The sequence below is a fragment of the Ideonella lacteola genome (assembly GCF_038066555.1).
Taxonomy (GTDB): Bacteria; Pseudomonadota; Gammaproteobacteria; order Burkholderiales; family Burkholderiaceae_C; genus Ideonella; species Ideonella lacteola.
Genome location: NZ_JBBUTG010000001.1, coordinates 522,222 through 549,004, shown reverse-complemented (window position 1 = coordinate 549,004; position 26,783 = coordinate 522,222). Strand labels below are relative to the sequence as shown.

The following is a 26,783-nucleotide window of genomic DNA, read 5'->3' as shown; positions in this document are numbered from 1 at the left end:
ACTTCACGCCGGACGAGCCATCCCCAGGCCCGCGGCATTCCAAACTTTCAACGCATCCACGGTGGCTGCCACATCGTGGACGCGCACGATGCGCGCGCCGTGGGCGACCGCAGCCAGGGCCGCGCCGACGCTGGCCGGCAGGCGTTGATCGACCGGCCGCCCCGTCAACTGGCCCAGTGTTCCCTTGCGGGACCAGCCCACCAGCAGCGGGCGTCCGATCTGCAGCAACCGAGGCTGCAGTCGAAACAAGGACAGATTGTGTTCCTGCGACTTGCCGAAGCCATAGCCCGGGTCGAGCACCACACGCTCCGCGGCGACACCCGCCGCTTCCAACGCATTGAGCCGCTCGTGCAGGAACGCCCGAACTTCCTCCACCACGTCGCGGTACAGGGGCGCCTGTTGCATCGTGGCAGGCTCACCCTGCATGTGCATCAGACACACACCCGCCCGCGCATGGCCGGCCACTGTTTCCAGAGCCTTCGGCCAGCGCAAGGCCCGGACGTCATTGACGATGTCAGCGCCCGCCTCGAGTGCCGCCGCGATGACTTCGGCACGGCTGGTATCCACTGACACCGGCACGCCGAGCGTCACCGCGTGCCGAATCACCGGCAGGACACGCTCGAGTTCGACGTCGACCGGCGGCGTCAGCGACCCGGGCCGCGTGGACTCGCCGCCGATGTCCAGGATGTCGACCCCCTCGGCCAGCAGTTGGTCGCAGTGCGCGCAAGCCTGGGCCGCCGCCGAATGCCGCCCACCGTCCGAAAACGAATCAGGGGTCGCATTGACGATGCCCATCACCAGAGGCCTGGGCCCCAGATCGAGCGAGAAACGTGCGGTCTGCCAGATGTTGGCTGTCGAGTTGGGCACGGGCGCGGCGTGGCTGTGTAGCTCTGATGCACCAAGCACAACGGGGCCGACTGGCCCCGTTGAAGTGGCGCCTGCGCCAATCAGGCGGCAGCAGGGGCGCTGTCAGGATTGACTGGCGGCGTGGGGCCGGCGCCCGACCGATTGGCCGAGGGAGACCAGTCCTTCGGAGGACGCGGCGGCTTGCCGTTCATGATGTCGTCGACCTGATCCGCGTCGATGGTTTCCCATTCGAGCAGCGAGTTGGCCATCGCATGCATCTTGTCTTGGTTGTCTTCGATGAGCTTGCGTGCAATCGCATACTGCTCGTCGATGATGCGCCGCACCTCGGCATCGACCTTGCGCATCGTGTCTTCCGAGACGTTGGTCGTCTTTGTCACCGAGCGTCCTAGGAAGACCTCACCCTCGTTCTCGGCATAGACCATCGGGCCGAGCGAATCCGTCATGCCGTAGCGCATGACCATGTCGCGAGCGATCTGCGTAGCGCGCTCAAAGTCGTTGCTGGCACCCGTCGTCATCTGGCCCATGAACACTTCTTCGGCAATCCGGCCGCCGAACAGCATCGAAATGGTGCTGAGCATGCGAATCTTGTCGACGCTGTAGCGGTCCTTCTCAGGCAACGACACCGTCACACCCAGGGCACCGCCGCGCGGAATGATGGTCACCTTGTGCACCGGATCCAGCTTCGGCAGCAGGCGGCCGATCAGGGCGTGGCCAGACTCGTGGTAGGCCGTGTTCTTGCGCTCTTCTTCATCCATCACCATGGACTTGCGCTCGGTGCCCATGATGATCTTGTCCTTCGCGCGTTCGAAGTCGATCATCTCGACCACGCGACCATTGCGGCGGGCCGCGAACAGCGCCGCTTCGTTGACCAGGTTGGCCAGATCGGCGCCCGAGAAGCCCGGGGTGCCACGCGCGATGATGTCCGCCTTGACGTCGCCGCCCACCGGCACCTTGCGCATGTGGACGTTGAGGATCTGCTCGCGTCCGCGGATGTCTGGCAGCGTCACATACACCTGGCGATCGAATCGCCCCGGACGCAGCAGCGCGGGATCCAGGATGTCCGGGCGGTTGGTGGCCGCCATCACGATCACACCCAGGTTCGTCTCGAAACCGTCCATCTCGACGAGCATCTGGTTCAGAGTCTGCTCGCGCTCGTCGTTGCCGCCGCCCAAGCCGGCACCGCGGTGACGACCCACCGCATCGATTTCGTCGACGAAGATGATGCAGGGCGCGCTCTTCTTGGCCTGCTCGAACATGTCGCGCACGCGGGCCGCACCGACACCGACGAACATCTCAACGAAGTCCGAGCCTGAGATGGAGAAGAACGGCACCTTGGCTTCACCTGCGATGGCCTTGGCCAGCAAGGTCTTGCCGGTCCCCGGGGGGCCCACCAGCAGTACGCCGCGCGGAATACGACCGCCCAGCTTCTGGAACTTCTGCGGATCTTTCAGGAAGTCGACCAACTCCTTGACCTCTTCCTTGGCCTCGTCGCAACCCGCGACGTCAGCAAAGGTGGTCGAGTTGTTCGCTTCGTCGAGCATGCGCGCCTTCGATTTGCCGAAGCTGAACGCACCGCCCTTGCCGCCGCCTTGCATCTGGCGCATGAAGTAGATCCAAACGCCGATCAGCAGCAGCATCGGGCCCCAGGACAGCAGCAGGGTCTGCAGCAGCGAAGGCTCTTCATCAGGCTTGCCCGAGACTTGGACGCCGTACTTCATCAGGTCGCCAACCATCCACAAGTCGCCAGGCGACGAGATGGTGAACGGCTGTCCTTCGCTGGGGGTGACCTTCAGCGTACGCCCTTGCACTTCGACGCGCTTCACGCGCCCTTGCTTGGCGTCCTCCATGAACTGGGTGTAGGTCACCTGTTCATTCGTCCGCGGCTTGTCGAACTGCTTGAAGACGGTGAACAGCACCAAAGCGATCACCAGCCAGACGGCGACCTTCGAAATCCACTGATTGTTCACCGCGGTTCCTTTACGAGATCCAGTTGGGTCTGCGCAGGCGGGCTAACCCACCTGCCATCCCAGGCATATAGGGTTGATTCTAGTCGACTCAATACCCCGGCATCCTGACATGTCCCGGAGGCCCCTAAAGAGGCCGATGGCGCCCAATCCAGCGGCTTATCAGGCCTTAGATGGCATACCAGCGTTCGATTCAAGGTCTTTTCAGACCGATGCCGACCAGAAATGTCTCCGCCGACTTGTCCCGCGACGATTTCGGCTTGATGGGTTTCACGACACGAAATGTCTGTTTGAACAGCTCCACCAGTTGGCTGTAGCCGCTGCCATGGAAAACCTTCGCGACCAACGCCCCTTCGGGCTTCAGATGACGCGTCGAAAAATCAACGGCCAACTCGACCAGGTGCGAAATGCGGGCCGAATCCGAGGATGCAATGCCGGACAAGTTGGGCGCCATGTCCGAAACCACCACGTCGACGGCCTTGCCGCCCAGCGCGGCTTCCAACTGGTGCATCACTTCGTCATCCCGGAAGTCGCCCTGGATGAACGCCACACCGTCGATCGGCTCGAACTCGAGCAGGTCCAGCGCAATGATGGTGCCGTCCAGTTCACCGGACGCGGCCCCGCCGACACCGGCCGACTTCGGCGCAAAGCGACGCCGCAGGTACTGGCTCCAGGCACCGGGGGCTGCACCCAGATCCACAACCACCTGGCCCGGGCGGATCAACTGGAACGCCTCGTCGATCTCCTTGAGCTTGTAGGCAGCCCGAGCGCGATAGCCCTCTTTCTGGGCCATCTTCACGTAAGGATCGGTCAGATGGTCGTGCAACCACGCCTTGTTGACCTTCTTGCTTTTGGTTTTGACTTTCATGCCAGGGACATAATACGGGGATGCCTGCAATCGAACTGACCCCCGCCCAACGCAAAGAAAAGCGCGGGGAGGCCCATCACCTTGACCCGGTGGTGATGATCGGCGCCGACGGACTGACGCCTGCCATCGTGAAAGAGACCGATGCCGCCCTGAAGGCCCATGGCCTGATCAAGGTTCGCATGTTCTCGGACGACCGGACCACACGCGAGGCCGCTTTGGCGCAATTGTCCGACGAGCTGAACGCCGCGCCAGTCCAGCATATCGGCAAGCTGCTGGTGCTGTGGCGCCCGCTGCCGCGAAAGGCCGCGGTCGAGCGGGAAGACCGCAAGCCGGGCCCGCGTACCGTCAAGATCGTCAGCTTCTCCAAGAGCGGTACGCATCGCCCGACGGTGAAGAAGGTCAAAGTCTTCGGCAACGAGCGGGTCACAGCCGGTGGTCAGATCAAGCGCGCCAAGTCGCGCACCACCAGCGTCAAGAAGAAGGCCCAACAAGACTGACCTGTCGGGGCGACAGCCCCGCGGCTCGCCAAGCCAGGGCGGTGGCAAGGATGATCTTGATGCCAAAGAAGGCCAAGCTCGCCCCGTGAAGCTGGCCGAAGGTCCAGGCGCCCTGCCCCGCCTTCGCGGCCGCCATCATCGGCTGAAGCCCAAAGTAACCGGCAACGGTGCAGAAAATGGCTCCCAGCGCCATCAACATCGGTGCGTTCAGGCGGGACTCACCGGACAACGACGCCGCGCGACGCTCCAGGGCCAACAGCACCACCGCGATCGCCAGGCTGAGATAGGCCTCCTGGCTGAAGATTCTTCCGACGACTCGCCCCGCATCGCCTGTTGCCAGCACAGCGAATGGCGCAGGCGTGGCGACCAGGGCGATACACCACAGCACACCGGCCCACAGACCGGGCAACACGCGGCGGGTGCGTTCGGCCGCGTTCACTGGTAGCGAACGGCGACGATCTCGTAAGTCTTCACGCCGCCTGGCGCGCGCACTTCGGCCACGTCGCCCGCTTCCTTGCCGATCATCGCGCGCGCAATCGGTGAGCTGATCGAAATCAGCCCCAGCTTCAGATCGGCCTCGTCGTCGCCAACGATCTGGTAGGTGACCTTGGCGCCGGATTCCTCTTCTTCCAGCTCCACAGTGGCGCCGAACACCACGCGGCCGCCCGCGTCGAGGGTGGAGGGGTCGATGATCTGCGCCGCGGCCAGCTTGCTTTCGATCTCCAGAATGCGGCCCTCGATGAAGCCTTGCTTGTCCTTGGCGGCATCGTATTCGGCGTTCTCAGAGAGGTCGCCCTGCGCTCGTGCCTCGGCGATGGCCTGGATCACGGCATGGCGCTCCACAGTCTTCAGGCGCTGCAGTTCTTCTTTGAGCTTTTCGGCGCCACGCGTGGTCAGAGGGATGGTGCTCACTGGAATACCTTCGGTCAGTGCGGGAAGTTTCGGCCTCGAGGGGCCGTTCACCCGCAGCTTGATGAGATTCGTGGGAAAAAGGAAAACGCGCCAAAAGGCGCGCTTAGACGAAGTTTAGAGCAGATTGGGCGGGCTGCAAGCCCGCGCCAACCCCGTGGGCTCAGGCCAACGCCCGGTGCAGCTCTTGCAGAGAAAGCACGTTCAGGTCGTCCTGGTGCTTGAGCGCCTCCGTCGCTGCTTCACACCCCGCCATCGTCGTGTAGTAGGTCACCCGATTGGCCAGGGCTGCCGTGCGGATATAACGTGAATCAGCGATGGCGGTGCGCGTTTCGTCGACCGTGGTGAACACCAGCTGGATCTCGCCGGCCTTGATCATGTCGGCGATGTGGGGGCGCCCGTCCTTGACCTTGTTGACCAGCTTCACCGGGACACCCGCCGCCGAGATCGCAGCCGCAGTGCCTTTGGTGGCCACCACTTGGTAACCCAGGTCGACCAGATCGCCTGCGACCTTGACCGCGCGATCCTTGTCGTTGTTCTTGACCGTGATCACGACAGTGCCCTTGCTCGGCAGTCGAGAGCCCGCGCCCAACTGGCTCTTGAGCATCGCCTCGCCAAAGCTGTAGGCCACCCCCATCACCTCGCCGGTGGAGCGCATCTCGGGCCCCAGGATGGGGTCAACGCCCGGGAACTTGTTGAACGGGAAAACGGCTTCCTTGACGCTGAAGTACGGCGGCACCACTTCGCGGGGCGCTTGGCCATCCTTGCCGCGCTGGTCGACCAATTTCTGGCCCGCCATGCAGCGCGCGGCGATCTTCGCCAAAGGTTGACCCGTCGCCTTCGACACGAAAGGCACCGTGCGCGACGCGCGGGGGTTCACCTCCAGAACGTAGACCGTGCGATCGTCGCCTTCGCCCTGGATGGCGAACTGCACGTTCATCAGGCCCACCACCTTCAGGGCACGCGCCATCAGCGCTGTCTGCCGACGAAGCTCATCCTGCAGACTGGCAGGCAGCGAATAAGGCGGCAGCGAACAGGCAGAGTCACCGGAGTGGACGCCCGCCTGCTCGATGTGCTCCATGATGCCGCCGATCATCACGTCATGGCCATCGCTGATGCAGTCGACATCGACCTCGATCGCGTCGTCGAGGAAGCGATCCAGCAGCACAGGAGACTTCTCGCTGACGCGCACCGCTTCGCGCATGTAGCGCTCCAGGTCTTTGTCGCCGTGCACGATTTCCATCGCACGGCCGCCCAGCACGTAGCTCGGGCGCACGACCAGCGGGTAGCCGATCTCTTGCGCCATCGCGATCGCCGCCTCTTCGGTACGCGCAGTGCGATTGGGAGGCTGCTTGAGGCCGAGTTCGTGCAGCAGCTTCTGAAAGCGCTCACGGTCCTCGGCGATGTCGATGGAATCGGGGCTGGTACCGATGATGGGCACACCGGCACGCTCCAGGTCGAGTGCGAGCTTCAGCGGCGTCTGGCCGCCGTACTGCACGATCACGCCAACGGGCTTTTCCTTGTCGACGATCTCGAGCACATCTTCGAGCGTCACCGGCTCGAAGTAAAGACGATCGGAGGTGTCGTAGTCGGTCGACACGGTTTCCGGGTTGCAGTTGACCATGATGGTCTCGTACCCGTCTTCACGCATCGCCAGCGCGGCATGGACGCAGCAGTAGTCGAATTCGATGCCCTGCCCGATCCGGTTCGGGCCGCCGCCCAGCACCATGATCTTCTTCTTGTCGCTGGGTTGCGCTTCGCACTCCTCGTCGTAGGTCGAGTAGAGGTAGGCGGTCTGCGTCGCGAACTCGGCAGCGCAGGTATCGACCCGCTTGTAGACCGGGCGGACGTTCAGGGCATGACGACGCGCGCGAACTTCGTGCTGGTTGGTGCCGAGCAACTTGGCCAGGCGCTTGTCCGAGAAGCCCTTCTGCTTCAGGAAGAACAGCTCCGCCTTGCTCAGACTGTCCAACGTCCGACCCGACAGCGCCTTCTCGGTGGACACGATCTGCTCGATCTGCGCCAGGAACCACGGGTCGATCGCCGTCTCCGCGAAGATCTCGTCCAGCGTCATTCCGATGCGGAACGCGTCGGCCACGAACAAGATTCGCTCGGGCCCGGCCTCGCCGATTTCCTGCACGACCTCTTCCCGGTCCGTCGAGCGCTCGGTCAGGCCGTCGATACCCGTTTCCAGGCCGCGAAGCGCCTTTTGGAAGCTCTCCTGGAAGCAGCGCCCCATCGCCATCACTTCGCCCACCGACTTCATCTGGGTGGTGAGGTGGGCATCGGCCGCCGGGAACTTCTCGAAGGCGAAGCGCGGGATCTTGGTGACCACGTAGTCGATCGACGGCTCGAACGAGGCCGGCGTGGCACCACCCGTGATGTCGTTCTTCAGCTCGTCCAACGTGTAGCCCACCGCCAGCTTGGCCGCGACCTTGGCGATCGGGAAGCCCGTGGCCTTGGAGGCCAGTGCAGAGGAACGCGACACACGCGGGTTCATCTCGATCACGATCATCCGGCCGGTGTCCGGATTGATCGAGAACTGCACATTCGAGCCACCAGTGTCGACGCCGATCTCACGCAAGATCGCGATCGACGCGTTGCGCAGCAACTGGTATTCCTTGTCGGTCAGCGTCTGGGCGGGGGCGACAGTGATCGAGTCGCCGGTGTGGATGCCCATCGGGTCGAGGTTCTCGATCGAGCACACGATGATGCAGTTGTCCGCCTTGTCGCGGACGACCTCCATCTCGTACTCTTTCCACCCGATGAGCGATTCTTCGATGAGCAGTTCGTTGGTGGGCGAGAGATCAAGGCCGCGCTTGCAGATGGTCTCGAACTCTTCAGGGTTGTAGGCAATGCCGCCGCCGGTGCCGCCGAGCGTGAAGCTGGGGCGGATCACCATCGGGAAGCCCGAGCCGCCGATCTCGGCCTGGATGCTCTTTTGCACGGCCCAGGCTTCTTCCATCGAGTGCGCGATGCCAGATTTGGCAGAGCCGAGCCCGATCTTGGTCATCGCGTCCTTGAACTTCAGGCGGTCTTCGGCCTTCTCGATCGCATGCTCATTGGCGCCAATCATTTCGACGCCGTACTTGGCCAGCACGCCATGCTTGTGCAGATCGAGCGCACAGTTCAGCGCCGTCTGGCCCCCCATCGTCGGCAGGATGGCATCGGGCCGCTCTTTGGCGATGATCTTTTCGACGACCTGCCAGGTGATGGGCTCGATGTAGGTCACATCGGCCGTGTCGGGGTCGGTCATGATGGTCGCCGGGTTCGAGTTGACCAGGATGACCTTGTAGCCCTCTTCACGCAGCGCCTTGCAGGCCTGGGCGCCGGAATAGTCGAACTCGCACGCCTGCCCGATGATGATCGGGCCGGCGCCGACGATGAGGATGCTCTGGATGTCGGTACGCTTGGGCATTCAGTTCTTCTCCGACATCAACGCGGTGAAACGATCGAACAGGTAAGCAATGTCGTGCGGGCCTGGCGAGGCTTCGGGGTGACCCTGGAAGCAAAACGCCGGCTTGTCGGTGCGGGCCAAGCCCTGCAGCGTGCCGTCGAACAGGCTGACGTGGGTGGCGCGCAGGTTGGCGGGCAAGGTCTTCTCGTCCACCGCGAAACCGTGGTTCTGGCTGGTGATCGACACGCGACCCGAATCCAGGTCTTTGACCGGATGGTTCGCGCCGTGGTGCCCGAACTTCATCTTGAAGGTCTTCGCGCCGGATGCCAGCGCCATGATCTGGTGACCCAGGCAGATCCCAAACGTGGGGATGCCCGTCTCGATCAGCTCACGCACCGCGGCGATTGCATAGTCGCAAGGCTGCGGGTCGCCAGGCCCATTGCTCAAGAAGATGCCGTCGGGCCGGTGCTTCAGCACCTCGGCCGCTGGCGTCTTGGCTGGCACCACCGTCACACGGCATCCGCGCTCGGCCAGCATGCGAAGGATGTTGCGCTTGACGCCGAAGTCAAAGGCCACCACGTGGTATTTCGCATCGGCCAGTTGCCCGTAGCCGGGCGTGCCATCGGCCCTCGACAGCTGCCATTCGGTTTCTGTCCACTCGTAGGCTCGGTCGACACTGACCACCTGCGCCAGATCCTGCCCTGCCATGCTGGGGGCCGCTTTCGCGCGGGCCACCGCATCGGCGATGTCTGCGTCGCTGACCGGATGGCCTTCGGCAAAGGTGGCGATGCAGCCGTTCTGTGCGCCCGTCGTGCGCAGCACACGGGTGAGGCGACGCGTGTCGATGCCTGCGATCGCCACCGTGCCCTGCGCACGCAGGTACTCGGACAGCGTCTGTGATTGGCGGAAGTTGGAGACGCGAACCGGCAGATCCTTGATGATCAGACCGGCGGCATGGACTTTGGACGCCTCGACATCCTCACCGTTGACGCCGTAGTTGCCGATGTGCGGATACGTCAACGTGACGATCTGCTGGCAGTAGCTGGGGTCGGTGAGAATTTCCTGGTAGCCGGTGAGCGCGGTGTTGAACACCACTTCACCGACCGTGCGACCGGCTGCGCCGATCGAGGTGCCTGAAAAGACCGTGCCGTCTGCGAGAGCCAGGATGGCGGGCGCCGTGACAGGCACCAGGGACGACGGTAGCGGCAAGATGGAAACTCCGGTGTTCGCGCACCCAGCCCGGGCCCACTATCGCCCTCCGCAGCACAGGGCTGTTCGAAGGCTTGGGCAGGACTCGAGAGGAAACCGTGAGGGGGAGTTTCGCTGGGCGGCTGTGTTTTCGGGTAAACCCGCTAAGTATAGCCTGAACGCGGCCAATGGCCAACCCCGAGGAGCCGCATGAACCCTCTCGCGGAAGGGGGCGGAACTAGAATTGCCGTTTAACGGTCTGACATGCTGCGCCCTGCGGCGCATTGCAACCAACGGAGGTTCCATGAACGAAAGCCTGCAAACCTATACCGGCCTGGCCGGGTCGGGCTCGCTGGCGGCGCAACGCCACCGGGTGCTGCGAAACACCTACTGGCTGCTCGCTCTCTCGATGATCCCCACGGTGCTCGGCGCCTGGCTCGGGGTCTCCACCGGTCTGGTCACTGGCCTGAGCCCCGGCGTCGGCATGGTGGTGTTCTTCGCGGGCGCCATCGGGTTCATGTTCGCGATCGAAAAGACGAAGCACTCCGCTGCGGGCATTGGCGTGTTGCTGGCCTTCACCTTCTTCATGGGGCTGATGCTGTCCCGACTGCTGGCGATCGTGCTGGGCATGAAGAACGGCAGCGCACTGGTGATGACCGCCTTTGGCGGGACGGCCGGCGTCTTCCTGGTGATGGCCACGCTCGCCTCCGTGATCAAGCGCGACCTGTCGGGCATGGGCAAGTTCCTGTTCGTCGGCGCGGTGGTGATCATGATCGCCGGCATCATCAACGTGTTCGTCCAGTCCAGTGCAGCGTTTCTCACGATGTCGGTGCTGTGCATCGGGTTGTTCTCGGCGTACATGGTGTACGACCTGAAGCGTGTGATCGACGGCGGCGAAACCAACTACATCACCGCCACACTCGCGCTCTACCTCGACATCTACAACGTCTTCCAGAGCCTGCTCAGCCTGCTCGGCATCTTCGGTGGCGAGAGCGACTGAGCGCACCCTGCATCTCAGATTCAAGGGCCCCTCGCGGGCCCTTTTCGTTGGCGGGCAAACGGCACAATGCCGCGGCCGCTCTGCCGCCCGAACGTCGCCCGAACACCGATCCAACGCCGCCGATGAAGATGCCCGACTGGAATCACCCCCTCAGTTCGCTGCCTGAGACGTGCGAGGTGCTGGTCGTGGGCGCGGGACCGGCAGGAAGCGCCTGCGCGCAGCAACTGGCCGCCGCGGGCCGCGATGTCGTGCTGGTCGACGCGCAAGCCTTCCCGCGCGACAAGGTGTGCGGAGACGGCCTGGTGCCCGACACCCACGCCGCGCTGCGCCGCCTGGGCGTCCACGACCGGGTGATGGCACTCGCCCGGCCCGCCGCCGCGGCCCGTTGCGTGGCTCCGAGTGGACGTCACATCGACGTGGCGGGCGAGCTGGCGGTGTTGCCTCGTCGCGAGTTGGATGCCCTGCTGTGCACCGCCGCCGTTGAGGCCGGCGCGCGCATGGTGGCACCTGCGAAGTTTCTGCTGGCTCGCCGCGATGCGAACGGGCGCGTCGTCGGCGCCCAGTTGAGCCACGGCGGACAGACCCGCGACGTCGAGTGCCGCTGGCTCGTGCTGGCCACGGGCGCCACGCCATCGGCCTTGCTCGCAGCCAATCTCTGCGAAAGGCGCACGCCCAGCGCGATGGCCTTGCGGGCGTATGTGCGACACCCGGGCATGGCAGCCGAGCTCGGCAACCCCCGCTTCGTGTGGCACCGCCAGCTTCGAAGCGGCTACGGATGGATTTTTCCGGGGCCGGACGACACCTACAACATCGGCGTGGGCCTGCTGGACAGCCACACCGACGAGAACCAGAGCCGCAACCTCCGGGCGGTGTTCAACGACTATCTCGCCATCGATCCGCTGGCGGCACGCCTGATGCAGGAAGGTGAATCCCTGGGTGAGCTGAAAGGCGCGCCCTTGCGCTGCGATCTCGACGGCGCCCGGTGGTGCGAGCCGGGCGTGCTGGTGACCGGCGAAGCCGCCGGTGCCACTTACGCCTTCACAGGCGAGGGCATTGGCAAGGCGCTGGAGACCGGCATGGCGGCATCAGCGGCACTGCAAACCAGCCCCGCTGAAGATGCCCAAGTGCTGCAGGCCTACCGCCGCAGCCTCGACGCCCTCCGGCCACGGTTCGAGATGTACCGCAAGGCCGCCACCGTCAATCGCTACCCGGCGCTGGTCAGCCTGGTCGTCTGGCGCGCGCGCCACAGCCCCCGCATCGCGCAACGCCTGTCGGACATACTGAACGAGCGTCGAATGCCAGGAAACCTGCTGTCCTGGCGAGGCTTGCGCGGCATCATCTTCGGCTGACGCAGGCGCTACCTCGGTCAGCGCTCGAAGACGGCGATCGACTCGACGTGCGCGGTGTGCGGGAACATGTTGACAGCCCCCGCGGCCACGCAGCGATAGCCGGCGACGTGGACGAGCAGCCCGGCGTCGCGCGCCAATGTGGCCGGATTGCAGCTCACATAGACGATTCGACGCGGGAAACGCCAGCCTTCGCGGGGCGCTTCATTCAGATCCGCCAGCGCCTTGGCCAGGGCAAAGGCCCCCTCACGCGGCGGATCGACCAACCACTTGTCGGCCACGCCGTACGACATCAGGTCTTCCGGGCCGATCTCGAACAGGTTGCGCGCCGCAAAGCTCGTCCGCTCGGCCACACCGTTGCGAACCGCGTTCTGCCGTGAGCGCTCGACCAGCACCTCGCTGCCCTCGATGCCCAGCACCTCGCGTGCCCGCGTGGCCAGTGGCAAGGTGAAGTTGCCCAAGCCGCAGAACCAGTCGATCACCCGCTCGTCAGCCTGCACATCCAGCAGGCGCAGCGCGCGGCCGACGAGCACGGTGTTGATCTGGTGGTTGACCTGGGTGAAGTCGGTGGGCTTGAACGGCATGGTCAGGCCGAATTCGGGCAAGGTGTAGGCCAGCTCAGGGCCTCCCTCATCCATCAGGTGCACCGTCTCAGGCCCCTTGGGTTGCAGCCACCACTGCACGCCGTGCCGCTCGGCAAACTCGCGCAGTCGGCGCACATCTGCGGCCGACAGTGGTTCCAGATGCCGCAGCACCAGCGCGGTGACGGCGTCGCCAATGGCCAATTCAATCTGCGGCAGCCGATCGCGCCCGTCCATGGCGCCGATCAACTCACGCAGCGGGATCAGCATGTCGCTCACCCGCCGCGGCAGCACGTGGCACTCACCCATGTCGGCCACATAGCGCGACTTGCGCTCGTGGAAGCCCACCAGGACCGTGCCCTTTTTCGGCACGTACCGCACCGACAGCCGGGCGCGCAGGCGGTAGCCCCACGTCGGGCCTTCGATCGGTCGCAGCATGCGCTCGGGCTTCACCTTGCCGAGGTGCGCCATGTTGTCTTCCAGCACCCGCTGCTTGATCGCGACCTGAGCCGCCCCGTGCAAGTGCTGCATCTTGCAGCCACCGCAGGCGCCGGCGTGCAACCCGAAATGCGGGCACGCCGGCCGCACGCGTTGCGCGCTCTCGCGTCGCATCTCGCGCATCGTCGCCTGCTCCCACTGGTTCTTCTTGCGGCCGACATCAACCTGCACCTGCTCACCCGGCAGCGCGCCTTCGATGAAGACAACCTTGCCTTCGCTGTTGTGGGCAACGCCCTGGGCCTCAATGTCGAGCGATTCGACGGTCAGCCACTCGTCTCGTGCAGTCATGCGGTTCTCTGGCAGGCGGTGCAAAGGCCGACGCCGCCCGGAGGCGGCGTCAATCGATGCGGATAGGCGGTGGGGGTGAAATCAGCGGGGAGGCAACAGCTTGGTCGGATCGACGGGCTTGCCCTGGCGACGCACCTCGAAGTGCAGTTGAACGCGCTCGGCGTCCGACGAGCCCATTTCGGCGATCTTCTGGCCCTTGCGCACCACCTGATCTTCCTTGACCAGCAAGGTCTGGTTGTGCGCGTAGGCCGTGAGGTACGTGGCGTTGTGCTTCACGATCACCAGATTGCCGTAGCCTCGCAGGCCCGAACCGGCGTAGACCACCCGGCCATCGGCCGCGGCGTAGACCGGATCACCCGCCTTGCCGGTGATCGCCAAGCCCTTGTTGCGCGATTCGTCGAAAGGCGTGGCCACCGGGCCGGCGGCTGGCCAGGCCCACTGGACGTCGTCGTCGTTGTCCTTGGCGGGCACGGCCGGCGCCACGCTGGCAGACGCCGCGGCAGAGGCGGCCGGTGCAGACGCTGCGGGCTTCGTGCCCGCGTCGAGCGGCTTGGTCTCGATCTTGGGAGGGGTGACAGGCTTCGTCGCGACGGCGGTCTCGGCGGCCGGCGGCATCACCCGCAACACCTGCCCTACCTCGATCACATTCGGGTTGTCCATCCCGTTCCAGCGGGCGATGTCTCGCCAGGCCTGACCCGACTCCAGTGCGATGCGCATCAGCGTGTCGCCTGGCTTGACGGTGTAGGTGGCTGGCCGGGCATCGCCTGAGGTCGCTGCGGGGGTGGACGCCGGCTTGGCCGCCTCCGGGGCCGCCGCGGGCTTGACCTGGCTGGCCGAGGTGGCACGCTCCTCCACCGGGGCTGGTGAGTGGACCGTCTTGCAGCCCGCGAGCAGCATGGCCGCGCAGACCGCCCACAGGCCGAGTGTTCGTGTGGAAGTCCAACGGCTGGGGTTCATCGGCGCGTGCAATCCCTGTGTAGTGGTCATGTCAATGGGTGCCGGATTTTAAGGGGACGAACTGCACCGCCTCGCCGAAGCTGCGGTGCCATCCATCGGGGGTGCGATCGACGATCACCAGGACCTGTCCGCGCCCATCGTTCGAACGCGCAGGGGCCACCAGGCGGCCACCGACAGCCAGTTGATCGAGCCACGAACCGGGAAGGTCTTCACCCCCAGCGGCAGCGATGATGGTGTCGTAAGGAGCGTTGGGCGGGTGCCCACGCATGCCGTCACCATATACCAGTCGGCAGCGCGGTACCTGCAGGCGATGCAGGTGACGGGCGGCCAGCTCGTGCAGCGCCTTCAGCCGTTCGACCGAAATCACCTGGGTGGACAAATGCGCCAGCACCGCCGCCTGGTAGCCGCAGCCGGTGCCGATCTCCAGCACACGGCCGAGGTGACCGCGCTGCCGCGCCGCTTCGCCCAGGTACAGCCACTCGATCATCCGCGCGACGACAGAGGGCTTGGAGATGGTCTGGGACAGGCCAATCGGCAGGCTCGTGTCTTCATACGCCTGAGCCACCAGGGCCGTGTCGACGAACTCGTGCCGGGGCACATGGCCCATCGCCGTCAACACAGGTTCGCAGCGAACACCGTCGGACCGCAGGCGCTGCACCATCCGTTGGCGCACGGGCGCGCTGTCCAGGCCCAAGCCGCGCGGGGCCACCTGGCGGGCGGCATCCTGCGCCACCTCGTGCAGCAGGCGTTGCGGGCGCAGCACCCCAGGGGCCGTCATGGCCGGCGCCGGTGCCCGCCCTTCGAGCGACGCCGGAAAACGCGCGGTGCGGGTGCCGGCCGGCTTCTTGTCACTCATCGACGCATCTCGCATGCCCTACTGCACAGCACGATGCTCATCCACCGCCACACAAGCGCGACTGCCAATCCGGCAGCGCGGCGTGATCGGTCAAGTCCACCTGCAAGGGCGTGATGGATACCCGGCCATGGGCCACCGCGTGGAAATCGGTGCCCTCGCCCGCCTCGCGAGCGTCACCCGCGGGGCCGATCCAGTAGACCGTTTCGCCACGGGGGCTGATCTGCTTGATGACGGGCTCACTGGCGTGGCGACGGCCCAGGCGTGTCGTGGCCCAAGGCAGTTGGTCGGCGTCCGGCCGGTTCGGGATGTTCACGTTCAGCAGCCAGGGCTTGGCGGCCGGCGGCCGCTGCGCCATGGAGGCCAGCACCGCCTCGACGATGCGGCGGGCCGTGCGCGCGGCGGCGTCCAGGTGCGTCCAGCCTTTTTCCGCCTGAGAGAAGGCGATGGCCGGCACGCCGAACAGAAAGCCCTCCATGGCGGCGGCGACGGTGCCCGAGTAAAGCGTGTCGTCGCCCATGTTGGCGCCCTGGTTGATACCCGAGAGCACCAGATCGGGCTTGTGGGGCAGCAGCCCCGTCAACGCGATGTGCACGCTGTCCGAGGGCGTGCCGTTGACGAAGCGAAAGCCCTGCACGGGCTCTCCGCGGGCCTCGTGCACCGTCAGAGGCCGGGTCAGGCTCAAGGCATTCGAAGTGCCGCTCGCGTTTTGTTCGGGCGCGATGACATCGATCTCGCCCAGGCCTTGGCAGGCTTGGACCAGCGCAGCGATGCCGGGCGCGAGGTAACCGTCGTCATTGGCGATGAGGATGCGCATGCGGCGATTGTAGGCAGCCGCAACACCCGGTCACGGCTTCTCACGTGTTGTGAAGCGTGGAACCCACGCGGCCCCATCGCCACACCAACGTCACACAGGCGACGATTCGGACCGCCGCGTCTGCCTATCATGCCGCCAGCAACCCATCCACCAGCCTCTGGAGCACGCCATGCAAGCCTGGCTTTGCGAATCGACCACCGGCCCCGGCGCCCTCGTCTGGCGCGAACTGCCCACCCCGGAGCCGGCCGCCGACGAGGTGCGTATCGCCATCCGTGCGGCGAGCATCAATTTCCCTGATCTGCTGACGGTCGAAGGCAAGTACCAGGTCCGCCCACCGCTGCCGTTCGTGCCGGGATCAGAGTTCGCCGGGCGGGTCGAGGCCGTCGGTTCCGGAGTCACGCACTTGAAGGTGGGCGATCCGGTGGCGGCGATCGGCACCTCGGGCGGGTTCGGCACGCACGCCTGCGTGAAGGCGCAACAGCTGATTCCGCTGCCGCCCGGGTTCGCGCTGGAAGACGCGGCCGCCTTCGCCTTCACCTATGGCACCTCGCACCACGCGCTGCTGGACCGCGGCCAGCTCAAGGCCGGTGAAACCGTTCTGATCCTGGGCGCTGCCGGTGGCGTGGGCACCGCGGCCATCCAGATCGCCAAGGCCGCGGGCGCGCGCGTGATCGCCGCCGTGTCGACCGACGACAAATGCGCTGCCTGTCGCGCCATCGGCGCCGACGACACCATCAACTACAGCACCGAGTCGCTGCGCGATGCCCTCAAGCGCATCACCGGGGGCGCCGGGCCGGACATCATCTACGACGCCGTCGGGGGCGAGCACGCGGAGCCGGCGTTTCGCTCGATCGCCTGGCGCGGCCGCTATCTGGTGGTCGGCTTCGCGGCCGGCGGCATCCCGGCCCTGCCCTTCAACCTTGCACTGCTCAAGGGCGCTTCGATCGTCGGCGTGTTCTGGGGCGAATTCGTCCGCCGGGAACCCGCCGCCAATGCGCGGGCACTGGCCGAACTGGCGCGCTGGTATGCCGAGGGCAAGATCAAGCCGGTGATCGACAGCCTGCTGCCGATGAGCGAAGTCCCGACCGCCTACCGCCGCATGGCCGAGCGCGCCATCAAGGGCAAGCTGGTGCTGGTGAACGGCTGAACACCACCGGGCAAGTTCGCGGTTGCTTCGCCGGGCTTTACCCCTAAGAATAGGGAGAGCCCAGGCCCTGGCATCGTCCCCCAAAAGGGGGCTCGGTCCCCCCCTTGGGTGGCTGCTAGCATGCCGGCCCACGCCAGCTTGATGTAATAGGGGAGCGCAAATGACCGTGAAGGTGCTGATCCTGGAAGACAACCCCGTCGCCCGCGACTTTCTGTCGCGCGTGCTTCGGGAGAGCTTCAGCGATCCGATTTCGATCACCGAAGCTGGAGACCTGGAGACCGCCCGCGAGCAGATCGCGCTGACCGGGCCGCACGGCTTGCACGGGGCCGACCCGTTCAAGCTGATGCTGGTGGATCTGGAATTGCCCGACGGCAATGGCCTGGAGCTGCTCGCCGAGCTGACGCAATACCCGGCCACCAAGGTGGTGACCACGCTGTATTCGGACGACGACCATCTCTTCCCGGCCCTGCAGTGCGGCGCCGACGGCTACCTGCTCAAGGAAGACCGCTTCGACGTGCTCGTCGAAGAGCTGCGCAAGATCGTGCTGGGGCAACCGCCGCTCTCGCCCGCCATTGCCCGCCGCCTGCTCACGCACTTCCGCCACGGCGCCGCGGCCGATTCGGCCGCACCTGCGCCGATGAGCACCCTGTCCAGCGCGCCTTCGGGTGCCGGCCAGAAGCCGGTGCCCATCGAAAAGCCGGTCGATCTGCCTCACCTGACGCCGCGCGAGATCGAAGTCTTGACGTACCTGAGCAAGGGTTTCACGATCAAAGAGATCGCCAACCTGATGGGCATCAAGTGGTTCACCGTCAACGATCACATCAAGTCGATCTACCGCAAGCTCAACGTGTCCAGCCGCGCCGAAGCGGCCGTCTTGGCCAGCAAGCAAGGTCTGGTCTGATCTTCGTCGTTCATGCCCCGCGCCACGCGGTGGGCGCATCATGAGTTCCACCACCGCCGCAGAAGACCCCCCCGATTCCGTCCAGCCAGCCAGCGACAGCGGTTGGTCCCACTCCACCGACTCACGTTTCGGCGAGCCCAGCACGTTCGGCGCCACGCCGCCGTTGGCCAGTGGCACGCCCCGCATCGGTTGGCGTCGCCAGGCCCTGCTGCTGGCTGCGGTGGTCGCTTGTCTGACGGTCTTCCTGTTGGCGCGGGTGATGGCCAACAACCCGCACGTGGCCGCCGACTGGCGCGTCACGCACGAGGGCGGGCTGGAGCTGGTCTACACCAATGTGCCCGGCCTGAAGGAAGAGGTGGGGCGCGAGTTGGTCGGTATCGAGATCGAGCCCGGCAGCACGCTGGCTTTCGATGCGCTGGCCCTGACCCACTCCGCCCGCTGGCTGGCCGACGATGAACTGCGTCAGCGCCTGATCAGCACCCGGCTGCAAGTCGCGCGCGAGGTGGAGTCCGGGCATCTGGTGCTGGTGTTCAACAACGGCCACCGGGTGGACGTGGTGCCGCGGCCCCGCGGCTATGCCGGGCTCGGTGCGATGTTCTGGCTGCTCAGCGCCTTTGCGATGGTGCTGTTCCTCGTCGGCTGGATCGTGCCCCTGGTGCAGCCGCAGCTGCGCAACCTGCTCTATGCGCTGATGGCGCTGTCTCAGGCCGGCCAATTGCTGCTGGCCGCCATCGGCTCGGTGCCCGGGCTCACGCTGCCCAGCTCGCTGGTGCTGCGCGAGCATTCGCTACTCACCCTGCTCGACTTGGCGACCGGCGCCGCCGTGCTGCACGCCACGGCCTTGCACCCGTACAGGGCGCGCTGGCGTTTTCTGCCGGTGCTGGCCAGTTGGGGTGCCACCCTCGGATTCGGCATCTACGCGGTGCTCGGCCAGCAGCCGCACCACTGGTGGACGGCACAGGCGCTGCTGATCGCCGATGGCGCCTTGTGCATCCTGTTCCTCGCCTGGCCCGGTTCGGCGCAACCGCATCCGTTTGCCATCGTGATGCGGCGCTTCGCGGCCGTCACCGTCGGCGCACTGGTGCTGCTGACGCTGGCCGTCGCGCTGGTCCCTCACATGCCGCCAGACGTGCAGCCGCTGGCAGCGGTGGGGCCGGTGATCTGGAGCGTTTTCTTCGCCTCGGTCATCCTGATGGTGCCGTTCATCTCGCGCTCACAAAACGTGATGCGCGAGTTCGCGATGCTGGCCGGCGTCAGCACCGTGGCCACCTCGGTCGACCTGCTGTTCGTCGCCGTCTTCTCGTTCAGCCAGTTCGCGTCACTGACACTCTCGCTGTTCCTCGCACTCGGGGCCTATGCCGCCGTGCGCCAGTGGCTGGTCAACCAGATGATGGGCGCCCGCACACTGACCACGGAGCGGATGTTCGAGCACCTCTACCGCATCGCGCGTGAGGTCGAGGCCAAGCCCGAGCGAGCGGCCGATCGGATGGCCGATCTGCTGCGCCACGTCTTCGAGCCGCTCGAGACCTCGCGCACCGGCGGGCAGGGGCGACAGAGCCGGGTGGTGGCCAACGGTGCGGTGCTGCTGGTGCCGGTGCCCAACCTCACCCAGGGCCCGATGCTCGATGGCCAGATCGCCCTGCGGTTTGCCGAGCGCGGCAAGCGCCTGTTCACGCCTGAAGACGCGCGCCTCGCGGATCGCATCGTCGAGCAGTTGATGCGCGCCCTGGCGCACGACCGTGCGGTGGAACGCGGCCGCAGCGAAGAACGCCAGCGCATCGCACAAGATCTGCACGACGACATCGGTGCCCGCCTGCTGACCCTGATGTACAAGGCCCAGAGCAAGGAGATGGAGGACTACGTCCGTCACACCCTGCAGGATCTGAAGACGCTCACCCGGGGCCTCGCCGCCTCCACCCACTCGCTCGCGCTGGCCGCCGCGGAGTGGAAGACCGACATCACCGCGCGACTCGAAGCGGCACGGTGCGAGCTGGAGTGGACAGCCAGCTTCGACGAAGACCTCACGCTGACCATCATCCAGTGGTCGTCACTCACCCGCATCCTGCGCGAGCTGGTGAGCAACATCATCGCCCACTCGAAGGCCACCAAGGTGTTGATCGAGATGCGGCTGCACGAAGGCCTGTTCACCGTCACCATCAGCGACGATGGCGTGGGCCGCACGCCGGCCAAGTGGTCTCACGGCCTCGGTCTGGGCGGCATCCGCAAGCGGGTCAAGCTGATGGGGGGCTCGGTCTCCTGGCGAGAGCGCGAGCCCAAGGGCATCGTCTGCCTGGTCAGCGTGCCGAACCTCGACGGGGGTGGCGCTGGCGCAGCCAAGGGCTGACCCGGTAGCGCTCGCCGCGGTAGTGGTCGGCCAGTCGGTCGAGCAGCGACACCACCGCATCACCATCCCAGCGGGCCAGCCATTCGAACGGGCCCGCGGGGTAGTTCACCCCCAGCTTCATCGCGAGATCGGCGCCCTCGGCGGTGCACACGCCCTGCTGCACCGCATCGGCCGCTTCGTTGATCAGCATGGCCAGGGTGCGTGCCACCACCAGCCCGGGGGCGTCCTCCACCTGCTGAGGCTGCACGCCCGCCAACCCAAGCAACGCGGCCGCTTGATCGACCCACGCTGAGCCGGTGGCCGCACCCGCCGCATAGGCCAGGCAAGCGCCTGCGGGCAGCTCGGCGATGGGCAGATCGAACAGCACGAGGTCGCCCACCCCGTCGTCCCCCCCGTCGTCCACAGCGCGCTGGGTGGCCGCACGGCCGTCGGTCAGTGCGAGCCGGCGGCCCTCTGCCTCGATGCCGATCCAGCCCGAGCCGGCCACCGGCTCCACCGTCACACCCGCCGCTGCCAATGCCTCGCGCCAACGACGGCCGAACGAGGCCATCGCGGCGCCGCCAGCCTCACCCCCATGCCAGCGCACCGAGCGCGGGCACACCCCCGCCCGAGCGGACGGAAGTGCCGGTGCAGCAGCGCCTTCGCCGTAGCCATAGAAACCACGGCCCGACTTCCGCCCCAGCAAGCCACCATCGACCATCTCGCGCTGGACCAGCGAAGGCTGGAAACGCTTGTCGTAGAAGTTCGCCTGATACACCGACTCGGTGACCGAGAAGTTCGTGTCGTGCCCGATGAGGTCCATCAGTTCGCAAGGCCCCATGCGAAACCCGGCGCCGCGCAGACAGGCATCCACCACCGCAGGCTCCACCGCGCGCTCCTGCAGCAGGGCCAAGGTTTCCGCGTAGTAGGGGCGCGCGATGCGGTTGACGATGAAGCCCGGGGTCGAGCGCGCATGCACCGCCGTCTTGCCCCACGAGGTGGCCCACTGAAACACCCGCTGCGCCACGCCGTGATCGGTCTGCAGCCCCGACACCACTTCGACCAACTTCATCAACGGCACGGGGTTGAAGAAGTGCATGCCCACCACCCGGCCCGGAACCCGCAGGCCATTGGCCAGCGCCGTGATCGAGATCGACGAGGTGTTGGAGGCGAGCACGGCATCGTCTGCCAACAGTGCCTCCAACTGACGCAGCAAGGCCCGCTTGGCCTCCAAGTTCTCGACGATGGCTTCGACCACGAGGCCCGCCTCGACGGCATCTTCGAGTCGCAGCACCGGGGCAATGCGAGACAGCGCGGCGTCGGCCGATTCGGCACTGAGCTTGCCCTTGGCGACCAGGCCCTGCAGCGTCTGGCCCAGCTTGTCGCGGGCCGAAGCGGCCGCGCCTTCTCGGGTGTCGTAGAGCATCACCCGGTGCCCGGCCTGCGCGGCCACCTGCGCGATGCCCGCGCCCATGATGCCCGCGCCCACGACGAGGACGGGCGGCAGCTGAGATTGGTTCATGCTTGAAGTTCTCCTGCCCGAAGCATAACGTTGCAGGGTATGCACTATATTGCCTATATTGAGTCAATGGCGTTAGCCTTGACGCAGGTTAAGCAAGATGATGCATCTTCAAACGCCGGTGCTTGCCCTAGCGGCGCCCGACGGCGGCTGCGAATACCCTCGCTCGACCATTCAACGGAGACTTTCGATGACCCCGCGCCGTACCCTTCTCGCCCTCGCCAGCCTGGCGGTGTGCGCCCTCGCCACCGGCCCGCTGGCGGCCCAGACCACCACCAAGCTCAAGGTGGGCCTGATGCTGCCCTACACCGGCACCTACGCGGCACTGGGCAACGCCATTGAGAACGGGCTGCGGCTGTACGTCAGCGAGCAAGGGGGCAAGTTGGGCGGTCGCGAGGTCGAGTTCTTCAAGGTCGATGACGAGAGCGACCCCGCCAAAGCCACCGACAACGTGAACAAGCTGGTCAAACGCGATCAGGTCGATGTGCTCGTGGGCACGGTGCACTCGGGCGTGGCCATGGCGATGGCGAAGGTCGCCAAGGAAACCAACACCCTGCTCGTCGTCCCCAACGCCGGCGCGGACGCCGTCACCGGGCCGCTGTGCGGCCCGAACATCGTGCGCAGCTCGTTTTCGAACTGGCAGCCAGGCTACGCCATGGGCGAGGTGATGGCGAAGAAGGGGCACAAGAAGGTCGTCACCATCACCTGGAAGTACGCCGCGGGCGATGAGTCCGTCAAGGGCTTCAAAGAGGCCTTCGAGAAGGCCGGGGGGCAGGTGGTGAAAGACTTGTCGCTGCCCTTCCCCAATGTCGAGTTCCAGGCGCTGCTCACCGAGATCGCGGCCACCAAACCCGACGCTGTGTTCACCTTCTTCGCCGGCGCCGGCGCGGTGAAGTTCGTCAAAGACTACGCCGCGGCGGGCCTGAAGAAAAACATCCCGCTGTACGGTTCGGGCTTCCTCACCGATGGCACGCTCGAAGCCCAAGGCGCCGACGCCGAAGGGTTGTTCACCGCCCTGCACTACGGTGACAGCCTGAACACGCCCCGCGACAACGCCTTCCGCCTGGCCTACGCCAAGACCTACAAGCTGCAGCCGGATGTCTACGCCGTGCAGGGATACGACGCGGGCCAGATCCTGGGTATCGGCCTGGCGGCGGTGAAAGGCGACGTGAGCAAGAAGGCAGAGTTCGCGGCCGCGGTGCAGAAGGCCAAGATCGACAGCCCGCGCGGCGCGTTCAGCATCAGCAAGGCGGGCAACCCGGTGCAGGATTTCTATCTGCGCCAAGTGGTCGGCAAAGAAAACAAGGTGGTCGGCGTGGCCTCGAAAGGCTTGGCCGATCCGGCACGCGGCTGCAAGCTCTGACGCCTGCATGAGCGGCGGGGCGTCGTCTTCACAAAGCGCCCCAGCCACCGCCACCGGCCCGGGCCGCCGCGCCAACGCCGGCGCCTTGCGCCGCACCGCGTCACTCAACGCGCCACCCACATCACGGCCCACATCACAGCCCACCTCACAGCCCCCCATAGGGCTTTGACCTCGCACCGATGGATTTAGCCACCTTCTTGGTGCAGTGCCTGAATGCGCTGCAGTACGGCCTGCTGCTGTTCCTCGTGGCGTCAGGTCTCACGCTCATTTTCGGCATCATGGGCGTCATCAACCTGGCGCACGGCAGCTTCTACATGATCGGCGCCTACATGGCGTACGCGCTGGCCCCGGCGGTGGCCGCCACGCTCGGCGGCGGGTTCTTCGCCACGCTGGCGGTGGGCGTGGTGCTGGCGGTGGCCCTGGGCTATGTGCTGGAGTGGGCCTTCTTCAGCTTCCTGTACGAGCGCGAGCACCTGCAGCAGGTGCTGATGACCTACGGCCTCATCCTGGTGTTCGAAGAGCTGCGCTCGATCCTGGTGGGCGACGACGTGCACAGCGTCGCGCCACCCGACTGGCTCTCGGGCAGCATCGCGCTCGGTGAGCTGATGAGCTACCCGGTCTACCGCCTGTTCATGTCGGGCGTGTGCCTGCTGCTGGCACTTGGCATGTGGTTCGTGTTCACCAAGACACGGCTGGGCATGATGATCCGCGCCGGTGCCAGCAACCGCGAGATGGTGCAGTCGCTGGGCATCGACATCAAGTTTCTCTACCGCGTCGTTTTCGCCGCCGGCGTGGCCCTGGCGGTGCTGGCCGGCATGGTGGCTGCGCCGGTCTCGTCCGTCTACCCGGGCATGGGCAACCAGGTGCTGATCATCTGCTTCGTGGTGGTGGTCATTGGCGGGATCGGTTCGATCCGAGGTGCCCTGCTGGCGGCCTTGCTGATTGGCCTGGTCGACACCTTCGGCAAGGTCGTCTTCCCGCAGGCGGCGGGGGTGCTGGTGTATGTGCTGATGGCACTCATCCTGCTGTGGAAGCCCGATGGGCTGTTCAAGGCCTGATGCGATGACGGCAGGCAAGCATCTTTTCATCGTCGCGGGGGCGATTGCCCTCGCGTTGGTGCCCCAGTGGGGCGGCAGCTTCGCGGTGGATCTGGTCACCAAGATCATGATCTTCGCGATCCTCGCGCTCAGCCTGGAGCTGCTGGTGGGGATGACCGGGCTGGTGTGCTTTGGGCAATCTGCCCTCTTCGGGCTGGCAGGCTATGCGGCGGTGAAGCTGTCGCCAGAATCTGATTCGGCATCGATGTGGTGGCTGCTGCCCGCATGCGTGGGCGTGTCCGCCCTGTATGCGCTGGTGATGGGCGCGCTTTCGCTTCGCACCAAGGGTGTCTACTTCATCATGGTCACGCTCGCGTTCGCCCAGATGGCGTACTACGTCGTGCACGACACCCCGCTGGGCGGCGGCACCGATGGCATCTACCTGTACTTCAAGCCCACGCTGGCGATCGGCGGCGTGACGCTGCTGGATGTGGACCGGCCGGTCCCCTTCTACTACCTGGTGTGGGGCTGTCTCGCCTTGGCATTCGGCCTGCTGGCGCAGTTGTCCCGCTCGCGCTTCGGCCGCGCGCTGGCCGGCATCCATGCCAACGAGCAACGCATGCGCGCGGCGGGCTACTCGACGTACCCGTACAAGCTGGCCGCCTTCGTGATCTCGGGCGGCCTGGCGGGCCTGGCCGGCTTTCTGTTCGCGGTGAAAGACGGCTTCGTCAACCCGGAGCTGCTGTCGTGGCACCTGTCGGGCTCGGTGCTGATCATGATCATCCTCGGCGGGCTGGGGCACCTGCGCGGCGCCGTCATCGGGGCGTTCGCCTTCACCCTGCTTCAGGAGCTGTTCCAGAGCGAGGCGGTGTTCGGCAGCCTGGCCAAGCACTGGCATCTGGCCCTCGGCCTCACGATCATCGCCTGCGTGGCGCTGTTGCCGCACGGGCTGATCGGCCTGCCGGCCCTGGTGCGCCAGCGCCTGTTCGGAGACCGCGCATGAGCGCCCCGCTGCTGCGCTGCGAAGGCCTCACACGGCGCTGGGGTGGCCTGGTCGCGGTCGACCGCGTGTCACTCGATTTCGCGCAGGGCCAGGTGCATGCCGTGATCGGCACCAACGGTGCGGGCAAATCGACCCTCATCAACATGTTGTCGGGCGAGATCGCCGCGTCGGCCGGCCGTGTGGAACTGCAGGGCCAGGATGTCACCAGTTGGGCGCAGCCTCGACGGGCCCGCGCCGGGCTCGGCCGCAGCTACCAGCGCAACACCATTTTCCCGGGCTTCAGCGTGCTGGAGAACTGCCGCCTGGCGGCGCAGGCCGCGCACCAGCGCCCATGGGCCTGGTGGCAATCGGCCGCGCACTGCGGGCGCAGCCTGGACGCCGCCCATCGGGCCGCCAGTCGCGCCGGGCTGCAGCCGGTGCTCGATCGCCCGGCCGGGCTGCTCAGCCATGGCCAGAAGCGGCAGTTGGAAATCGCCATGTGCCTGGCCACCTCGCCCACCGTGCTGCTGCTGGACGAGCCCTTGGCCGGAATGGGCGCCGAAGAGACCGAACGCATGCTCGCGCTGCTGGCCGACCTGCGCCCGAGCCACGCCACGCTGCTGGTGGAGCACGACATGGACGCGGTCTTCCGCATCGCCGACTGGATCACGGTGATGGTCAACGGCGCCGTGGTCGCCTCGGCCGTGCCCGAGTCCATCCGCAACGATCCCGCCGTGCAAGCGGCCTACCTCGGGGGCCACGGATGAGCGCCAGCCTGCTTCACGCCAGCGGCATTCACGCCTGGTACGGCTCCAGCCATGTGCTGCATGGGGTGGACATCGAGGTGAAGCCCGGCGAGACGGTGGGGCTGCTGGGCCGCAACGGCATGGGCAAATCCACCCTCATCCGCACCCTGCTCGGCCATGTGAAGCAGCGTGAGGGCCACATCGCCGTGCGAGGGCAGGACATGTCACGCGCGGCGCCCCATCAAGTGGCGCGAGCCGGCATCGGCTACGTGCCGGAAGGCCGAGGCGTGTTTCCCAACCTCAGCGTGCGCGAGAACCTGGTGATGGCGGCGCGCCCCAGCCGCGAGGGTCGGCACGACTGGACGCTCGATCGAACGCTGGCCACCTTTCCGCGTCTGGCCGAACGGCTGGGCCACCTGGGCGGCCAGCTCTCCGGCGGTGAGCAACAGATGCTGTCGATCGGCCGCGTGCTGATGACGCACCCCGACCTGATCATCCTGGACGAGGCCACGGAAGGCCTGGCGCCGCTGATCGTGGCCGAGATATGGCGCGTGATCGGCGACATCCGCGCCAGCGGCATCGCTACGCTGATCGTCGATCGCGATTACCGCAAGGTGGCATCACAGGCCGATCGCCTGGTGGTGCTGCAAAAAGGCCAGGTCGTTCTGGCCGGCGATGCCCCGGCGCTCGCGGGCAGCAGCGAACTGGCCGCCTGTTTGGGTGTGTGAGGAGAAG

23 protein-coding genes are annotated in these 26,783 nt (G+C 66.1%); 11 read left to right on the top strand and 12 right to left on the bottom strand.

The genetic code is table 11. The annotated features are described in order from the left end of the window. Nucleotides 1-3: 3 nt before the first annotated feature. The 3 genes from folP to AACH06_RS02305 form a co-directional block, all read right to left on the bottom strand. Nucleotides 4-867, bottom strand: a complete 864-nt coding sequence (folP, locus tag AACH06_RS02315) for a dihydropteroate synthase (protein ID WP_341423975.1) — start codon at nt 865-867, stop codon at nt 4-6. An 80-nt stretch (nt 868-947) separates the two neighbouring features. Next, entirely contained in the window at nt 948-2,834 is a 1,887-nt protein-coding gene (ftsH, locus tag AACH06_RS02310; protein WP_341423974.1) for an ATP-dependent zinc metalloprotease FtsH, read from the bottom strand. 190 nt (nt 2,835-3,024) lie between these two features. Then, nucleotides 3,025-3,699, bottom strand: coding sequence for an RlmE family RNA methyltransferase (locus tag AACH06_RS02305; RefSeq protein WP_341424226.1), 675 nt, complete (start codon nt 3,697-3,699; stop codon nt 3,025-3,027). Between the two features lie 20 nt (nt 3,700-3,719). Between AACH06_RS02305 and AACH06_RS02300 the strand changes: the two genes are divergently transcribed. Next, complete coding sequence (locus AACH06_RS02300) at nt 3,720-4,196, top strand: YhbY family RNA-binding protein (RefSeq protein ID WP_341423973.1); 477 nt, start codon at nt 3,720-3,722, stop codon at nt 4,194-4,196. Here the strand turns inward: AACH06_RS02300 and AACH06_RS02295 are convergent. From AACH06_RS02295 to carA, 4 genes are all read right to left on the bottom strand, one after another. Continuing rightward, entirely contained in the window at nt 4,171-4,608 is a 438-nt protein-coding gene (locus tag AACH06_RS02295) for a DUF4149 domain-containing protein (protein ID WP_341424225.1), read from the bottom strand. The two genes, AACH06_RS02300 and AACH06_RS02295, sit on opposite strands and share 26 nt — an antisense overlap. Nucleotides 4,609-4,631: 23 nt before the next feature. Further along, nucleotides 4,632-5,108: a transcription elongation factor GreA gene (gene greA / locus AACH06_RS02290; RefSeq protein WP_341423972.1), complete on the bottom strand. Its 477-nt coding sequence runs from the start codon at nt 5,106-5,108 to the stop codon at nt 4,632-4,634. 160 nt (nt 5,109-5,268) lie between these two features. After that, nucleotides 5,269-8,523, bottom strand: coding sequence for a carbamoyl-phosphate synthase large subunit (carB, locus tag AACH06_RS02285; protein ID WP_341423971.1), 3,255 nt, complete (start codon nt 8,521-8,523; stop codon nt 5,269-5,271). Further along, nucleotides 8,524-9,693 (bottom strand): glutamine-hydrolyzing carbamoyl-phosphate synthase small subunit, encoded by a 1,170-nt coding sequence (gene carA / locus AACH06_RS02280; RefSeq protein ID WP_341424224.1) that lies wholly within the window; start codon nt 9,691-9,693, stop codon nt 8,524-8,526. Nucleotides 9,694-9,994: 301 nt separating this feature from the next. Between carA and AACH06_RS02275 the strand changes: the two genes are divergently transcribed. Continuing rightward, complete coding sequence (locus AACH06_RS02275; protein ID WP_341423970.1) at nt 9,995-10,690, top strand: Bax inhibitor-1/YccA family protein; 696 nt, start codon at nt 9,995-9,997, stop codon at nt 10,688-10,690. Between the two features lie 122 nt (nt 10,691-10,812). Then, nucleotides 10,813-12,039, top strand: a complete 1,227-nt coding sequence (locus AACH06_RS02270; RefSeq protein ID WP_341423969.1) for an NAD(P)/FAD-dependent oxidoreductase — start codon at nt 10,813-10,815, stop codon at nt 12,037-12,039. A gap of 17 nt (nt 12,040-12,056) precedes the next feature. On the opposite strand, the gene rlmD is transcribed toward AACH06_RS02270, so the two are convergent. The 4 genes from rlmD to surE form a co-directional block, all read right to left on the bottom strand. Further along, the gene (gene rlmD, locus AACH06_RS02265; protein ID WP_341423968.1) at nt 12,057-13,403 is read right to left on the bottom strand and encodes a 23S rRNA (uracil(1939)-C(5))-methyltransferase RlmD; all 1,347 of its coding nucleotides are present in this window, start codon (nt 13,401-13,403) and stop codon (nt 12,057-12,059) included. 81 nt (nt 13,404-13,484) lie between these two features. Next, nucleotides 13,485-14,390 (bottom strand): peptidoglycan DD-metalloendopeptidase family protein, encoded by a 906-nt coding sequence (locus tag AACH06_RS02260; protein ID WP_423221974.1) that lies wholly within the window; start codon nt 14,388-14,390, stop codon nt 13,485-13,487. 1 nt (nt 14,391) lies between these two features. Next, on the bottom strand, nt 14,392-15,216 hold the full coding sequence (locus AACH06_RS02255) for a protein-L-isoaspartate(D-aspartate) O-methyltransferase (protein ID WP_341423967.1): 825 nt from the start codon (nt 15,214-15,216) through the stop codon (nt 14,392-14,394). A 37-nt stretch (nt 15,217-15,253) separates the two neighbouring features. Continuing rightward, nucleotides 15,254-16,030 carry a 5'/3'-nucleotidase SurE gene (gene surE, locus AACH06_RS02250; protein ID WP_341423966.1) on the bottom strand — a complete coding sequence of 259 codons (777 nt, stop codon included), beginning with the start codon at nt 16,028-16,030 and terminating at the stop codon, nt 15,254-15,256. 169 nt (nt 16,031-16,199) lie between these two features. On the opposite strand from surE, the gene AACH06_RS02245 reads away from it, so the two are divergent. From AACH06_RS02245 to AACH06_RS02235, 3 genes are all read left to right on the top strand, one after another. Next, the gene (locus tag AACH06_RS02245) at nt 16,200-17,177 is read left to right on the top strand and encodes an NADPH:quinone oxidoreductase family protein (RefSeq protein ID WP_341423965.1); all 978 of its coding nucleotides are present in this window, start codon (nt 16,200-16,202) and stop codon (nt 17,175-17,177) included. Between the two features lie 160 nt (nt 17,178-17,337). Further along, nucleotides 17,338-18,078, top strand: a complete 741-nt coding sequence (locus AACH06_RS02240; protein ID WP_341423964.1) for a LuxR C-terminal-related transcriptional regulator — start codon at nt 17,338-17,340, stop codon at nt 18,076-18,078. Nucleotides 18,079-18,118: 40 nt separating this feature from the next. Continuing rightward, a complete protein-coding gene (locus AACH06_RS02235) occupies nt 18,119-20,422 on the top strand; it encodes a sensor histidine kinase (protein ID WP_341423963.1) in 2,304 nt (767 codons plus the stop codon). On the opposite strand, the gene AACH06_RS02230 is transcribed toward AACH06_RS02235, so the two are convergent. After that, on the bottom strand, nt 20,373-21,923 hold the full coding sequence (locus tag AACH06_RS02230) for a 3-hydroxyacyl-CoA dehydrogenase (protein ID WP_341423962.1): 1,551 nt from the start codon (nt 21,921-21,923) through the stop codon (nt 20,373-20,375). The genes AACH06_RS02235 and AACH06_RS02230 overlap by 50 nt on opposite strands. 187 nt (nt 21,924-22,110) lie before the next feature. Between AACH06_RS02230 and AACH06_RS02225 the strand changes: the two genes are divergently transcribed. From AACH06_RS02225 to AACH06_RS02205, 5 genes are all read left to right on the top strand, one after another. Beyond that, complete coding sequence (locus tag AACH06_RS02225; protein WP_341423961.1) at nt 22,111-23,283, top strand: ABC transporter substrate-binding protein; 1,173 nt, start codon at nt 22,111-22,113, stop codon at nt 23,281-23,283. Between the two features lie 179 nt (nt 23,284-23,462). Continuing rightward, entirely contained in the window at nt 23,463-24,341 is an 879-nt protein-coding gene (locus tag AACH06_RS02220) for a branched-chain amino acid ABC transporter permease (RefSeq protein WP_341423959.1), read from the top strand. Nucleotides 24,342-24,345: 4 nt separating this feature from the next. Beyond that, nucleotides 24,346-25,323, top strand: coding sequence for a branched-chain amino acid ABC transporter permease (locus AACH06_RS02215; protein WP_341423958.1), 978 nt, complete (start codon nt 24,346-24,348; stop codon nt 25,321-25,323). Continuing rightward, entirely contained in the window at nt 25,320-26,069 is a 750-nt protein-coding gene (locus AACH06_RS02210; protein ID WP_341423957.1) for an ABC transporter ATP-binding protein, read from the top strand. Before AACH06_RS02215 ends, AACH06_RS02210 begins: the two co-directional genes overlap by 4 nt. Further along, entirely contained in the window at nt 26,066-26,776 is a 711-nt protein-coding gene (locus AACH06_RS02205; RefSeq protein WP_341423956.1) for an ABC transporter ATP-binding protein, read from the top strand. Before AACH06_RS02210 ends, AACH06_RS02205 begins: the two co-directional genes overlap by 4 nt. Nucleotides 26,777-26,783: the final 7 nt, after the last annotated feature.